The 13,674-nt window shown below is 68.7% G+C and carries 16 protein-coding genes; 7 read left to right on the top strand and 9 right to left on the bottom strand.

Features of this window, described 5'->3' with window-relative positions:
• Window positions 1–180: 180 nt before the first annotated feature.
• Complete coding sequence (locus ACFOWB_RS20385; RefSeq protein WP_261404422.1) at window positions 181–603, bottom strand: helix-turn-helix domain-containing protein; 423 nt, start codon at window positions 601–603, stop codon at window positions 181–183.
• Between the two features lie 410 nt (window positions 604–1,013).
• Here ACFOWB_RS20385 and ACFOWB_RS20380 point away from each other — a divergent pair, with 410 nt between their 5' ends.
• The gene (locus tag ACFOWB_RS20380) at window positions 1,014–1,718 is read left to right on the top strand and encodes a helix-turn-helix transcriptional regulator (protein ID WP_261404423.1); all 705 of its coding nucleotides are present in this window, start codon (window positions 1,014–1,016) and stop codon (window positions 1,716–1,718) included.
• Window positions 1,719–1,860: 142 nt separating this feature from the next.
• The gene (locus tag ACFOWB_RS20375) at window positions 1,861–2,133 is read left to right on the top strand and encodes a hypothetical protein (protein WP_261404424.1); all 273 of its coding nucleotides are present in this window, start codon (window positions 1,861–1,863) and stop codon (window positions 2,131–2,133) included.
• A gap of 49 nt (window positions 2,134–2,182) precedes the next feature.
• Here ACFOWB_RS20375 and ACFOWB_RS20370 read toward each other — a convergent pair whose 3' ends face one another.
• A complete protein-coding gene (locus ACFOWB_RS20370) occupies window positions 2,183–2,425 on the bottom strand; it encodes a hypothetical protein (RefSeq protein ID WP_261404425.1) in 243 nt (80 codons plus the stop codon).
• 305 nt (window positions 2,426–2,730) lie between these two features.
• Between ACFOWB_RS20370 and ACFOWB_RS20365 the strand changes: the two genes are divergently transcribed.
• Complete coding sequence (locus tag ACFOWB_RS20365; RefSeq protein WP_261404426.1) at window positions 2,731–3,837, top strand: GNAT family N-acetyltransferase; 1,107 nt, start codon at window positions 2,731–2,733, stop codon at window positions 3,835–3,837.
• A gap of 4 nt (window positions 3,838–3,841) precedes the next feature.
• Here the strand turns inward: ACFOWB_RS20365 and ACFOWB_RS20360 are convergent, their stop codons facing one another.
• The 5 genes from ACFOWB_RS20360 to cpdR all read right to left on the bottom strand — a co-directional run bounded on the left by ACFOWB_RS20360 (window position 3,842) and on the right by cpdR (window position 8,076).
• Window positions 3,842–4,540, bottom strand: coding sequence for a DUF1045 domain-containing protein (locus ACFOWB_RS20360; RefSeq protein WP_261404427.1), 699 nt, complete (start codon window positions 4,538–4,540; stop codon window positions 3,842–3,844).
• Window positions 4,540–5,718, bottom strand: a complete 1,179-nt coding sequence (locus tag ACFOWB_RS20355; protein ID WP_261404428.1) for an alpha-D-ribose 1-methylphosphonate 5-triphosphate diphosphatase — start codon at window positions 5,716–5,718, stop codon at window positions 4,540–4,542. The genes ACFOWB_RS20360 and ACFOWB_RS20355 overlap by 1 nt, the downstream gene beginning before the upstream one ends.
• The gene (locus ACFOWB_RS20350; RefSeq protein ID WP_261404429.1) at window positions 5,681–7,273 is read right to left on the bottom strand and encodes a gamma-glutamyltransferase family protein; all 1,593 of its coding nucleotides are present in this window, start codon (window positions 7,271–7,273) and stop codon (window positions 5,681–5,683) included. Before ACFOWB_RS20350 ends, ACFOWB_RS20355 begins: the two co-directional genes overlap by 38 nt.
• Window positions 7,274–7,514: 241 nt before the next feature.
• Window positions 7,515–7,694: a hypothetical protein gene (locus tag ACFOWB_RS20345; protein WP_261404430.1), complete on the bottom strand. Its 180-nt coding sequence runs from the start codon at window positions 7,692–7,694 to the stop codon at window positions 7,515–7,517.
• A gap of 13 nt (window positions 7,695–7,707) precedes the next feature.
• Window positions 7,708–8,076, bottom strand: a complete 369-nt coding sequence (gene cpdR / locus ACFOWB_RS20340; protein ID WP_378149007.1) for a cell cycle two-component system response regulator CpdR — start codon at window positions 8,074–8,076, stop codon at window positions 7,708–7,710.
• A 156-nt stretch (window positions 8,077–8,232) separates the two neighbouring features.
• Here cpdR and ACFOWB_RS20335 point away from each other — a divergent pair, with 156 nt between their 5' ends.
• The 3 genes from ACFOWB_RS20335 (at window position 8,233) to ACFOWB_RS20325 (ending at window position 10,759) form a co-directional block, all read left to right on the top strand.
• Window positions 8,233–9,126, top strand: coding sequence for an N-formylglutamate amidohydrolase (locus ACFOWB_RS20335; RefSeq protein WP_261404432.1), 894 nt, complete (start codon window positions 8,233–8,235; stop codon window positions 9,124–9,126).
• Window positions 9,127–9,518: 392 nt separating this feature from the next.
• Window positions 9,519–10,304, top strand: coding sequence for a histidinol-phosphatase (hisN, locus tag ACFOWB_RS20330; protein WP_378149004.1), 786 nt, complete (start codon window positions 9,519–9,521; stop codon window positions 10,302–10,304).
• A 32-nt stretch (window positions 10,305–10,336) separates the two neighbouring features.
• Window positions 10,337–10,759 carry a DUF805 domain-containing protein gene (locus ACFOWB_RS20325; RefSeq protein WP_261404433.1) on the top strand — a complete coding sequence of 141 codons (423 nt, stop codon included), beginning with the start codon at window positions 10,337–10,339 and terminating at the stop codon, window positions 10,757–10,759.
• A 4-nt stretch (window positions 10,760–10,763) separates the two neighbouring features.
• On the opposite strand, the gene ACFOWB_RS20320 is transcribed toward ACFOWB_RS20325, so the two are convergent.
• Window positions 10,764–11,876 (bottom strand): alpha/beta fold hydrolase, encoded by a 1,113-nt coding sequence (locus ACFOWB_RS20320; RefSeq protein ID WP_378149002.1) that lies wholly within the window; start codon window positions 11,874–11,876, stop codon window positions 10,764–10,766.
• A gap of 113 nt (window positions 11,877–11,989) precedes the next feature.
• Here ACFOWB_RS20320 and ACFOWB_RS20315 point away from each other — a divergent pair, with 113 nt between their 5' ends.
• Window positions 11,990–12,457: an Hsp20 family protein gene (locus ACFOWB_RS20315; protein WP_261404435.1), complete on the top strand. Its 468-nt coding sequence runs from the start codon at window positions 11,990–11,992 to the stop codon at window positions 12,455–12,457.
• Window positions 12,458–12,473: 16 nt separating this feature from the next.
• On the opposite strand, the gene ACFOWB_RS20310 is transcribed toward ACFOWB_RS20315, so the two are convergent.
• On the bottom strand, window positions 12,474–13,577 hold the full coding sequence (locus ACFOWB_RS20310; RefSeq protein ID WP_261404436.1) for a threonine aldolase family protein: 1,104 nt from the start codon (window positions 13,575–13,577) through the stop codon (window positions 12,474–12,476).
• Window positions 13,578–13,674: the final 97 nt, after the last annotated feature.

Raw genomic sequence — 13,674 nt, 5'->3', positions numbered from 1 at the left:
AAGGAAACCACGGCGAACAAGGCCACTTCGTCATCGAAAAGGCCTTCGTCGAGAAGTGACAGCGTCCTGCTGGCGGCGTCGTTAAGCGACGCCAGAGCTTTTCGTCATCTTCAGAAAGCAAAAGGGCGGCCGAAGGCCGCCCTCTTCATATCGACGTTCGGCGATGACCCGCCTTCGGCGTCAGGCGTTGCCCGACGAACGGGCGCCGCCGAGGGCGCTTGCGACCGAGCGGGTGAGCTCGACCAGGCGGTCGCGCACGTCGGCGTCGGCGATCTCGTCGAAAGCGCGGATCAGGTCGACGGCGGCCGGATCCTCGAGCGACGACACGCCGGCGCCCGCGCGACGCGGCTCTTCGAAGAAATGCGTCACCGGCACCTGCAGCACGGCGGCGATCGCGCTCAGCCGGCTCGCGCCGATCCGGTTCACGCCCTTCTCATATTTCTGGATCTGCTGGAACGAGACGCCGACGGCCTCTCCCAGCTCGGTCTGGCTCATTCTCAGCGCAGTTCGGCGAGCGCGAACGCGCTGCCCCACCAGCTTGTCGATGTTCGCGAACTCGGCCTTGTCACCCTTGTTCGCGTTGGCGGACGCAGCGTCCAGCATGTCAGTCAGTCTCCATTACGCCCGCCCGAGGTGTAGGCCCACACTGATGACAGGACGAGTTTCTAGTCAAGATTGCCCATTGTGGCGATTGTGGCGAAAACCGTTGCGTTCACTTGACATTCGTCGATAGTTTTTAGATCGAACCACACGCCTGAGGCGCGGAATCACTGCGCTGCACCCTCGTGAGTCAACGAATGGCGCATGCTTCGACGACTGCGGTCGCGGCCGCCGACATCTCGGACCTTCGCTCCCGGCGCGCGTTCGGGACCCTATCCTGCGACCATTGGTCCAAAAGTCGTAGACGGCTTCGCGGCGTTTTCCACTCTTATTCCCGCCATGGGCGCAGACCGACGCCGAAGAGCGCAGGTCGGGCGGCGCTTGGCGGCGACGCGGACGGGGAGGCCTGAGCGATGGAGCGCCGGCTCGAGGACTTCATCGAGGCCACGATGCGGGCCGCGACCGCGCGGGACGTCGGAGAGATCCTCAAGCGCGAGCTCATCGCCGAAGGCTATGAGAACGTCGTGTTCGTGAAGACACGGAACATGCTTCTCCAGCGGATCGTCTGGGCCGAGCTGCCGGACGGCTATGCGCCCGCCTATCAGGAGAACGCCTGGGACCGGGTCGATCCGGTCCTGAAGTTCGCGGCCGCCACTGCGCAGCCTTTCACCTGGGCGCAGGCGCGCCGGGGCCGCGAAGACGACAAGGTGAAGGCGTTCTTCGAGGAGTGTCGTGTGCTTGGCGTGCATTCCGGGCTGACGATCCCGTTGCGCACGGCCTCCAACCAGCTCGACCTCGTCAGCGTCAGCGTGCGGACCAAGGACAAGCCTCCCGCCGCACGGCTGTCGATCGTCTACGCCATGGCGGTGCAGACCTGGCTGCGCCATTCGGAGCTCGAGCTCGAATTCGAGCGCCCCAAGGCCGTGCTGTCGCGCCGCGAACTCGAGACGCTTCGTTGGATGCGGGACGGAAAGACCAATTCGGAGATCGCCGAGATCCTCGGGATCTCCGAAAAGACCGTCCAGTTCCACGCCGCCAACATCTTCCGGGCGCTCGGCGTCAACTCGAGGCTCGAGGCGATCGTCGTGGCGTTGCAGACCGGCCTCATCACGCTCTGACCCGCATGGCATGCCAGCAACCTAGGAACCAGCCTAGTTACCCCGAAGATTTATTGGGCTTGTCATGGCAGCCATGTCCACAGACATGTCTCATTCGCCGACCGGCCGATCCGCAGCCTTCGCACAGGAGGCTCGCGATCCCTTGCTCATGTTCGTCGCGGACGCGCACGCCGTCGCGGCGGCGTCCGATCCGATGCTCGCCGGCTTGCTGGCGAACATCCTGGGCCCGCGTCCGGCCTGCGCGCGGGACACATGGCGGGGCGACCGTCGCGAGGCGCTCGAACTCTGCAGGCGGCTCCTGAGCTACGTTCGCCAGGACGTCGCCGATCGCCGGCTCGACGTCAGCCTCGGTTATATCGCGATCGAACTTGAAGGCCTGCGCGTGGCGCGAAGCGGAAACCGCCTGACGCATTGATCCGACTGCGGGGAGACTCGCCGGCCTTCCCCGCCCGCCCCCGGCATCGTCAATGACGACTGGACGACCCCTGATGACTTGCGGGGGATTTGGGCGCGCCGTCCGGTCGCGCCGTCTCCGCACGGTCAATCGACGCCTGTCCCGCGGAGGCGAGCAACTCCGCCTGCGCGACAGCGAGCTTGGCGGTGACGCGGGGCAGACCCGCGGCGATCGAAACCTTCATCAGATAGGCGAGCGCCTGCGCCATCCGTCGGGCGGTTTCGGCTTTCTCGGCGGTCTCGAGAAGGCTCATGCCCCGGTCCCGCCTCAAAGGCCAAGGATGAGGCGCGAGGCCTCGCCAAGGCGGGGGGCCCCGTCGACATGGCGGGCTTCGATCAATGCAGGCTTCCCGATCGTCATCCACACAACTGGCCGCCGATCGCTTGAAAGAGATACTAGGGGGCTGCCTAGGTTCTTGGCATCCCAGACGCTGGACGGCCTGCGTCATTAACCCTGCCGATCATCCGGCGAAACCGGTTTGAGGATCCGTCAACACATCGCGGCCTAGCGTTCACGCCGCGTATGCGGCTGGCCGCGTGCGGTTGGGGATCTTCGAACGTGCGTAAGGCGGGCGTCTTAAGGCCGATCACGGTGACCGACCTTCCAAGGGTCGGCGCTCTGTTCAGCCGCGTGTTCCGGGGACGCAGGGCGGCGCCGTCGGCGGAACTAAGCGCCTATCTTCACGATCTTCTGTTCACCAGCCCGATGCATGACGTCGACAAGGGCGGGTTCGCCCATGAGCGCGCCGACGGCCGGATCGACAGCGCCTTCTTTTCCGTTCCGATGCGTTTCATGATCGGCGACCGGCCGGTCGTGGCGCAGGTCGTGTCGTCGCTGATGGCGGATCCGGACGGATCGAGCGGCATTCTCGACATCACGATGAAGCTGCGGCCGAAGCGCGTCGACCTCTGCTTCACCGACAGCGCCTCGCCCATCACCAAGTCGCTGTTCGCCACCGTGGGCGGCGCGCTGGTGCCGGTCCAGGGGCTCGAATGGCGCCGGGCCTTCAAGCCCGCCTCTTTCGCGGCGCGGCGGTTCGGGCGCTTCCTTCCCTTGCCCGCCCGCCGCGCGACGAACGCACTCGTCGCGCTCGCGACGCCGCTCGACTGGGCGCTGCGCGCGCTTCATCCGCGCTTCCACGCGGCCCAGACGAAGGGGCTGGAAGATTTCGAGATGAGCCGGGCCGACTTCATCGCCCAGGCTCCCGGCTTCGTCGCGCGCTACGCTGTGCGCCCGGAATGGTCGCCCGAAGAGCTCGGCTGGCTGCTCGCCATGACGGACGGCAACAAGACGCTCGGCCCCCTGCGGCTGCTCGGCGTGCGAAACGCGCAGCGGCGCACGATCGGCTGCATCGCCTATTACGGCGCGCCGGGCGAAATCGCGCGGGTGCTCAACGTGCTGGCCGACGAAGGCATGGAGACGGCCGTGCTCGGGCGCATGTTCCAGCGTTTCGACGAGGACGGCATGGTGGGCGCCAGCGGCAACGTCCAGCCCTGGCTGATCGAGGGCCTCGCCGACCAGCGCGCCCTGACGTTCCGCCACCGCGCCTTCGTGTGCATCAGCACGCGCCATCCCGAGATCGTCGAGGCCGCGATCCGCAACGACATCTATGTCGGCGGACTGGCGGGCGAAGGCTGGAGCCGCCTGATGTCCGACTTCAGCTGAGCCGTCAGTTCGGAAACACGAAACGCTCGACGATGTGGAAGCCGAGCGCAGGGTCTTCCTCGACATAGAGCGTGAGCGCATCGACGCTCATCGCGGCCTCTCCGACATGCTCGGCGTAGAGGTCCGAGAGGCCCTCGACGACGCCCGGCGCCACGGCCGGCGGAAGCTGGCCCGTCAGCGTCATGTGGAAGTGAAAATCCTCGAAGACGTACGGGTAGCCCCAGGTCGAGAGCGCGGCGCGCTGGCGCTCGGTCAGCGGCGCCTTCAGTCGGGCGGCGAGCTCGGTCTCGCTGAGCGGCGCGCGCAGCGGCTCGAACGCCTCGACGCAGCCGGCCGCGAGCGCATCGAGAGGGTCGGACGGCTCGACCGGCGACAGCGCGACGAACCCGTCGAGATTGCTCACCTCGAGTTCGGGAAGTTCAAAGCCGCGACGCCTCCTCGCGAAAGCATGGCCGGCCGCGATGAGGTCGTTCTCGCTCGCGCCCTCGGCGAGACGGAACGGCGCCTTCAGCGTGGCGTGGAAACCATAGCGGCGCGGCGCGGCGGTCATCGCCTCCCAGTCGGCCACCGCGACGCCCGCAGGCGCAAGCGGCGGGCGGCGTTCGCCGGTCGCCGCGTCATAGCCGAGAACTGCGGACCCGAACGTCCAGAGCGGGCTCTCGGGCGACGGCGCGAAGTAGATGGCGTAGCGCGGACCGCTCATCAGACGCTCCGTCCGGCCACTGTCAGCCCGCGCACGACGGGCGTCCCCTCGTGGAGTTTGACGCGAAGCAGATCTGCGCGGAGACCCGGCGCGAGGCGGGCACGGTCATCGAGGCCGAGCAGCCGCGCCGGTCCGGACGTCGCAAGCGCGAAGGCCTCGTGGAGTTCGAGGCCCGGATCGCGCGTGAGCGCCGCCACCGCCTGCAGCAGGCTGGCGGGAACATAATCAGAGGACAGCGCGTCGAGCGCGCCCTCGCGCGCGAGCTCGACAGCCGAAACGTTGCCGGCATGCGAGCCGCCGCGCACCACGTTCGGCGCGCCGCCGACCACGCCGAGTCCTGCGGCCCGGGCCGCGCGGGCGGCCTCGAGGCTGGTAGGAAACTCGGAGATGGCGCAGCCCGCCTCGGCGGCCTCCGCCACATGCTCCGCAGTGGTGTCGTCGTGGCTCGCGATCGGCACGCCCTGGTCGCGGAACAGCGCGACCGCCCGCGGCCAGTTGGCGGAGGCGGCCGCCGCGCCGTCGGCCCTGCGCCTTTCCACCAGAAGGTCGGCGTCGGCTGGGCTGAGGCCCTCGCGGATCATGAAGCGCTTCAACTGGTTCACGTCGCGCCATTGCCGCTGGCCGGGCGTGTGGTCCATGAGCGAGGCGAGCGCGACGAGCGGACCGTCGGCGAAAGGCGACAGGTGCTCGATCAGGCCGGGATCGGTCAGTTCGCAGCGCAGATGAACGCGATGGTCGACGCGAAAAAGGCTTGCGGCGACGCCTCTCTCGATCGCCGAGACCATCTTGGGCAGCAGCCCCTTGCGGGCGTCGTTCTCGACCTCGTAGCCGCCGACGAAGACCGCGTCGTAGACGGTCGTGATCCCGGACGCCGCCATCTGACCGTCATGGGCGAGCGCCGCCGCGAGGGGATCGGGCCAGATCACGCCCGGCCGCGGCACGAAATGCTTCTCGAGATTGTCGGTGTGGAGCTCGACGAGGCCGGGGGCGAGGAGGTCGCCCTCGAGGTCGACCGCGCCGGCGGCCCGGCTCAGGCCGTCAGAGACGTCCCGGATCAGCCCGTTCTCATGGACGAGCGTTCCCAAGACGCAGCGGTCGTCCAGCACGAGCCGGGCGTTGGTGAGGATCGCTTCCATGCGTTCAGACCCCGGCGGCCCCGCCGTCGGCGCGCGGATCATGCGCGCCCTCGATGCGCCCGTCGGGATAACGCACGATCATGCCTGCGTGTCCCGCCTCGTCGTCGAATTCGTGATCGAAGGTCCCCAGCCGGTGTCCCATCCGCTCGAGCCGGTCCAACTCTTCGCCGCCGAAGCGCGGCTCGAGCTTGAGCGAAGAATCGTTGTCGCCCCAGGAGCGGCCGAGCCTGAAGCGGGGACGCGCCACCGCCTCGTCGACCGGGAGGCCGAGCCAGGCGTGGCGCGCGAAGATCTGCGCCTGGCTCTGCGGCTGCCCCTCGCCGCCCATCGTGCCGTAGACCATGGTCCGGCCGTCGTCGAAGACGGCGAGCGCGGGATTGAGCGTGTGGAACGGCTGGCGGCCGGGCGCGAGCGCGTTCGGGTCGGTCTCGTCGAGCGAAAACGCCGCGCCGCGGTTCTGCATGAGGACGCCGGTGGACGGCAGCACGCAGCCGGAGCCGTATTCCCAGTAGATGCTCTGGATGTAGCTGACCGCCCTGCCCTGCGCGTCGATCGCCCCCATCCAGATGGTGTCCCCGTCGCCGGGCTTCGTGGGCGGCCAGGGCAGCGCGCGCGTCCGGTCGACGGCCGCGGCCTCGCGATCGAGCGCGGCGGCCGTCAGGAACTCGGACGGGTCGGCCGGCATGCGCTCGAAGTCCACGCACATCCGGTCGCGGATCAGGAAAGCGCGCTTCGTCGCCTCGACGGTGAGATGCACGAAGTCCGCGCTTTCGTCGTCGCTGAGGCCGAGACGCTCGAGCACGCCGAGGATCATCAGCGAAACCAGCCCCTGGGTCGGCGGCTGGGAGTTGAAGACGCTGACGCCCTTCAGCCGAACCTCGAGCGGCGGCCGCAGCCTCGCGCGGCGGTTGGAGAGATCCTCTCGCGTCACCGGCGCGCCGATGCGGTCGAGATCGGAGGCCATTTCGCGCCCGACGTCGCCATCGAAAAAGTCGCGCAGGCCAGCCCTTGCGAGATGGTCGAGCGTGTCGGCGAGCCTCGGCTGACGCAGGGTCTCGCCGGCCTCGAACATCTTGCCGTCGCGCATGAAGGCGTCCGCGAAGCCGGGCGCCTCGACGATCGCGGCGAACTCCTTGGGGACCGTGCGGCCCTGGCAGGGGGAGACGGAAAAGCCCTCACGCGCGTGGCGGATGGCCTCGAACAGCAGCGCGCTGAGCGGCAGGCGCCCGCCGGCCTCGCGCGACAGTTCGAGGGCGAGCCGCCAGCCGTCGACGGCGGCCGGCGCGGTGTTTGCCGCCAGCGGCCCGCGGGCGGGAATCGCCTCATATCCTCGGTCGCGGTAGAAACCGATCGTGGCGCGCGAGCCCGCGACGGAGCAGGCCTCGATGTAGCGGACCTCGCCGGAGGGCTCGCGGACCAGCCAGAAGCCGTCGCCGCCGATCGCGTTCATGTGCGGATAGACGACCGCGATGGTCGCGGCCATGCCGGCCATCGCCTCATAGGCGTTGCCGCCTTCGGCGAGGATGGCGCGTCCGGTTTCGGAGGCGGCGGAATGCGGCGCGGCCGCGACGCCGCGATGAGAGACGGCGACGGTCATCAGCCCTCCGGAAGCTCGAAGCAGGCGGCAGGGAGTTACAGCCCGGCGGGCCGGGGGGCAAGAGCGGAGACGCAAGCGGTCCGCATGTCGGCCGTTCTTGAGCCAAAACCCCGACCGTCGTCCCACGGCTTTTCGGGGAGATTTATGTCTAATTGCAGAGCATCGCGGGCCGGCGCGGCGGATGCCTCGAACAAGCCGGGCATGACGAACGGAATGCGCGTCCGCGCTTCAGGACGACGCGCTATTCGCCCCGCGGCCGGCGGTTCTCCCGCCAGGTCTTGAACAGCCAGATGGGCGCGCAGACCAGCGCGCCGATCAGCAGGCCCTGGCTCGCGCCGAGAAGTCCGAGCCTGTCGGGAAGGCCCGTGAGGCCAAGCACGAGCGCCGCGACGATCAGCCCCGGCGGATACCATTGGCTCATGGGATGAGGCCCGTCAGGCCGCCAGCAGCTTGTCGACCTCGGTCACCAGCTCGCGCAGGTGGAACGGCTTCGACAGGATCTTGGCGTCCTTGGGGGTCTGAGAATCCGGGTTCAGCGCGACCGCGGCGAAGCCCGTGATGAACATCACCTTGATGTCCGGATCGAGCTGGGTCGCGCGGCGCGCGAGCTCGATGCCGTCCATCTCCGGCATCACGATGTCGGTGAGCAGGAGCTCGAACGGCTCCTCGCGCAGCCGGTGATAGGCCGACAGGCCATTGTCGAAGGACACCACCGAATGACCGGCGTTCTCGAGCGCGCGCACGAGGAACCGGCGCATGTCGTCGTCGTCTTCGGCAAGGAGGATCTTTGAGCTGGGATTCACTGACTTTCGACTCGGTTCAGTCTCGGTCGGCCGCAATTCATTTCATAAGCCGCCGGTTTGGTAAACAGATGGTTTATCGCGTCGCGGAGATGGACAGACGCGCGTGGCGTGGGCGACAATCTCTAGGGCCAAATCATTAAGGGAGCGGCTGGCGCGGTGACGGCTGTGGACGATCTCGAAGCGCTCGATCCGGCGTTCGAAATTCTCGAGCCGGAGATTCGTTCGTCCGCTGTCACGTTCAATTCTCCGCATTCCGGCGCGCGCTATCCGGCGAGTTTCCTCGCCGCCTCGCGGCTTGATCCGAGGGCGCTGCGCCGCTCCGAAGACGCTTTCGTGGACGAGTTGTTCACGTCCGCGCCGAGCTTCGGGGCCCCGCTCATGCGCGCCCATTTCCCGCGCGCCTTCGTCGACGTCAACCGCGAGCCCTACGAACTCGATCCGCGCATGTTCGACGGACGGCTGCCGCCCTTCGCCAACACGCGCTCGCTCAGGGTCGCGGGCGGCCTCGGCACGATCGCCCGCATCGTCGGCGACGCGCAGGAGATCTACGGCGCGCGCCTGCCGGTCGAGGAGGCGCTCGACCGGATCGAGCGGATCTACAAGCCCTATCACCGAGCCCTGCGGCGGCTCGTCGCGCGGGCGCATCGCGCCCACGGCCTGGCGCTGCTGATCGACTGCCACTCGATGCCTTCGATCGGCGTCTCCCGCGACGACCGGACGCGCGCCGACATCGTGCTCGGCGACCGTTACGGCGCGGCGTGCTCGCCTGCGATCGTCGACTTCGTGGAGCACGAGTTGCGCGCTCTTGGGCTGCAGGTCACGCGCAATCGCCCTTACGCCGGCGGCTACATCACCGAGCACTACGGCGCGCCTGCGACGGACGTCCATGCGCTGCAGATCGAGATCAACCGCGCGCTCTACATGAACGAGCAGACTCACGAGAAGCACCGCGGATTCGAGGAGCTTTCGGCGAAGCTCGCGCGCCTCGTCGAGGCGATCGCGACCGCGCCTCTCGGCCTGTTCGGGGCGCTTCGCGCGGCCGCCGAGTAGAGGCGCCGCCGACGGTTGAAGGCCTACGCCGATCGTTTGATAGGAAACGCCTTGCAAAAGGCCGCGGAAGCGGCCAATGTCCGCCCCGCCTGGACAAAAAGACATAGAAAAAAGGCCGTCCGCGCAAGGCGAACGGCCCAAGTCTAGGGAGGAAACGCCCAAGGAGGGCAGCGGCGACACGATCGCGAGATCGCATTGCCGCGCTGCAATAAAATGCGGCCGCGCCGCACAAAAAGCAAGGGCTATTCGCCTAAATCGCCGGATGCGACTGCCTGTCGCAGAATCCGGCGATTTTTTTTGGCCTCCCGCTTACGTCCCATTCAGACATATACACGGGCTGCGAAGGGGCGCGCCGCCGCGGCGTTCCGCCCTCGAATCTCAAGGGAGCGCGCATGACCGCCGTCGACTTCGCCGCCTTCGTGGACAAACTGGCGACAGCCTCGGCGGACGCGATCCTGCCCTTCTTCCGCACGTCTCTCGGCGTCGAGGACAAGACCCACGGCGCCGGCTTCGACCCGGTGACCGCCGCCGACAAGGCCGGGGAAAGCGTCATGCGCGCGATGATCCGCGAGACCTTTCCGGGCCACGGCATCATCGGCGAGGAGCACGGCGACCTCGCGGTCGACGCCGAATATGTCTGGGTGCTGGACCCGATCGACGGCACCCGCTCCTTCATCCTCGGGCTGCCGGTGTGGGGCACGCTGATCGGCCTCACTCGCCGCGGCGCGCCATGCTTCGGCATGATGCACCAGCCCTTCATCGGCGAACGCTTCTCGGGCGACGGCGGCTCGGCGAGCTATCGGGGACGCAACGGCTCGCGGCGTCTGCGCACGCGCTCCTGCGCAAGCCTTTCCGACGCGATGCTGATGTCGACCTCCCCCACAATGTTCACCGGCGAGGAGCGCGAGGCGTTCGACCGCGTCTCGGACGAAGCGCGGCTCACCCGCTGGGGCGGCGACTGCTACGCCTATTGCATGCTGGCGGCCGGACATCTCGACCTCGTGGTCGAGGCCGATCTCAAGCCGTTCGACATCGTGGCGCTGATCCCGATCGTGGAAGGCGCCGGCGGCGTCGTCACGACCTGGGACGGCGGCCCGGCGGCGAACGGCGGACGCATCGTCGCCGCCGGCGACCCGCGCATCCACGAAGCCGCGCTCGAGCGTCTCTCCCGCGGCTGAACCTCAAGCAGGGGTCCACGCGTATCTCCGGCATGCTCGAACGACTGGCGGCCGATTATTTCTCCTGGCGCGGCAGGATCCGCCGCCGCAGCTATTGGCTGCGCTCCCTCGCGGCCGCGCCGGTCGTCGGGGCCGTGGCGGGGCTCGGCGCGCTCGTACGGCCATTTTCGCCCGCCGCCGCGATCGCGCTCGCGGCGCTTGCGATCTGCATTGGCGGCTGGATCTGCGCGACCCTCGTGGTGCGCCGCTTCCACGACCATGGCCGGCACGGCTGGATCGGACTGGCGGCGCTTTTCGCCGCCGCCCTCATCGGCTCGGCGGGCCACTGGGTCGGCGCAGGGCTTCCCGCCATGACGCTTTCGAGCGTCGTCGGGCTCGCGCTCTCGATCTATGTCGGCTTCGTTCCCGGCATGCGCGGGCCGAACGCCTACGGGCCCGACCCCGTCGCGGACTGAAGGCTCACGCCAGTCCGCGCTTGCCCGGCACGAAGGCGTCGAACGCCGCCCAGAACATGTCGCGGACGTCGTCGCGCTCCATCATGATCTCGTGGCGGGAGCCGCGGACCATCAGATGGCCGCCGCCGCGGATGCGCGTCGCGAAGCGCTCGCTCGCGCGGGCGTCGACGATCCGGTCCCGCCCCGCCGACATCACGAGGGTCGGCACGCGGAAGCTTTCGGGCACGCCCGGAAGGGCCGTCGCGGTCATGGCGCGGAAGGCTGAATGCACCCAGCCGATGGTCGGCGACCCGAGCGCGAGCTCCGGCGCCGCGCCGATGAGCCGGCGGGCGTGATCGTACCGCGCGAAGTCCGACGTCACGGGGTTCCGCTCGAAATCCCTCAGCGCCATCACCCGGTTCGTGCCGCCCGGAATGTAGGCGCTTGCAAGCCCCATGCTCCCGAGCCCGGTGGCGAGCCCCCGGGCGAAAAACTCCATCCGGGCGAGCGGCAGGCCGATCATCGGCGCGATCAGCACGATGCGTTCGAACCATTGCGGCTGCCGAAGCGCCGCCGCCACCGCGACGGGCGCGGACATCGAGTGGGACAGCGCATAGAACGGCGGCGGGCAGCTCGGCAGCGCCACCTGGCGCATCAGCGCGTCGACGTCGGCGCGATAGTCGCCAAAGTCGCTTACGTGGCTCTTGAGCGCGTTCGCGGCGAGTCGCTCGGAGCCGCCCTGCCCCCGAAAGTCCATGGTCGCGACCGCAAAGCCCCGGCCGAGCAGATCCTCGATCAGCTCGCCATACTTCTCGATGAACTCCGCGCGTCCCTGAAGCAGCACGACCGTGCCGCGGGCCGCCCCTTCCGGGCGCCAGAACGAACTGCGGAGCCGGACGCCGTCAGCGGTGGTGAGGGTGCGGCCATGCGCGCCCGCCGGGGCCGGCACGCCCGCGACTGTCACGAGGCCATCGCGCACCGGACGGAACCGGGGCCGCTCGACCGCTTTCGGCTCCGGCCTCCGGACCAGCGCGTCCACCACCGCGGCCGCGCGGCGGGACGCCGCGGCGAGCGCCGCCCCCGCCTTGCCGCCGACGAGCGCGCCGCCCGCCGCGCCTTCGCCCTTGAACGGCGTCATCGGCCTCACCATCTGAACAGTGTCGCAGGCCAAACGGCTGCGATCATTGGGAAAACCGGCCCGGCCAGTTGGCGGGCCGTCATGTGTGTCGCTTCTCCGAGGAGGATACCAGAATGCGTCAGTTCGATCTCGCCCCGCTCTATCGCTCCACCGTCGGTTTCGACCGGCTGTTCTCGCTGCTCGACAACGTCGCGGGCGGCGAAGCCTCGCCCGGCTACCCGCCCTACAACATCGAACGCACCGACGAGAACGCCTATCGCATCACCGTCGCGGTGGCGGGCTTCGGCGAGAACGACCTCAACATCGAGGTCAAGGAGAACTCGCTCACCGTACGCGGCGAGAAGGCCGCCGAGGACAAGAAGAGCGAGGTGCTCCATCAGGGCATCGCGGCCCGCGCGTTCGAGCGCCGCTTCCAGCTCGCCGACCACGTCCAGGTGACAGGCGCGAGCCTTGAGAACGGCCTGCTCCATGTCGAGCTCGTGCGCGAGGTTCCGGAAGCCAAGAAGCCGCGTTCGATTCCGATCGGCTCGGCCAAGCCTGCCACGATCGAGTCGAAGGTGGTCGACAAGCAGGCGGCCTGACCGCCGCTCTTGCGGCCTAGAACAAGGGCGTCCCGGGAGACCGGGACGCCTTTTTGCCCGGCGCGCGCACGGCGTCGATCGCCGAGAGGAAGCTTGCGATTTCCTTTGAGGTCGTGGCGAAAGAGGCGATCAAGCGGGCGATGACCTCGTCCTTCCCTCCCCGTCGCTCAGGCGCGGTCGAGTCGCTGCTCCAGACGTAATAGGCCGCGCCTTTGGCTTTCAGCGCCTCGTGGAGAGCGGCAGGCAGCCAGACGAACACCTCGTTGGCCTCGACCGGGAAGGCGAGCCGAAGTTCGCGCGCCTGCAGGCCGAGCGCGAGTTCCGCGGCGCGCGCGTTCGCGGTCTTCGCGAGGTCGAGCCAGAGGCCGTCTGCCAGCAGCGCCTCGATCTGCGCGGCGACGAAGCGGCCCTTCGACCAGGTGTGCCCGCCGCGCTTGCGACGCTCCGCGAGGTTCTTGATCAGGTCCGGCGCGAACAGCACGATCGCTTCCGCGGCCATCGCTCCGTTCTTAGTGAAACCGAACGACAGCGCCTCGACGCCGGCCTTCCAGGTGAGGTCCGCGGGCGCGGCCCGGGTCGAGACGACCGCGTTGGCGAAGCGCGCGCCGTCCATGTGGACGCGCAGGCCCTTGTCCCGAGCGATCTCGGTCAGCGCCGCGATCTCGCCCGGCCGGTAGACGGTTCCGGCCTCGGTCGCCTGACTAAGCGTCAAGGCGGCTGGCGCCACATGGGTTGGAGGCGTCCAGAAGTCGCGGGCGAGAAGCGCGGAAAGCGACGCCGGCGTCAGCCTGCCGTCGAGGCCCGGCGCGCCCACCATCTTGGCGCCGTTGGTGAAGAATTCCGGCGCGCCGCATTCGTCGTGCATGACATGGGCTTCGGCGTGCCCGATCGCCGCGCCCCAGGGCGGAACCATCTGGGCGAGCGAGAGCGCGTTGGCGGCCGTGCCCGTCGTCACCAGGAACGCCGCGACCTCCGTCTCGAAGATCTCCGACAGCATGGCTTCCACGCGGGCGTTCACGTCGTCATGGCCGTAGGGGCGCGCCGGTCCGCGGTTGGCGGCCGCGAGCGCCTCCAGCACCGCCTCATGGGCTGGCGCGATGTTGTCGCTAGTGAGATTCATGAAACCCGTTTCCGTGGCCCGAGCCGCGCAACATGGGGCGAGCTTCAAAGAGGCGCCACCCGGCTTGACGTCGCCGCTTTACCCGCCAAGGGTTTTC

The organism is Chenggangzhangella methanolivorans (assembly GCF_042648545.1).
Taxonomy (GTDB): domain Bacteria; phylum Pseudomonadota; class Alphaproteobacteria; order Rhizobiales; family Methylopilaceae; genus Methylopila; species Methylopila methanolivorans.
The sequence above is the reverse complement of the archived record's forward strand: the minus strand, read 5'-3'. Positions and strand labels throughout refer to the sequence as shown.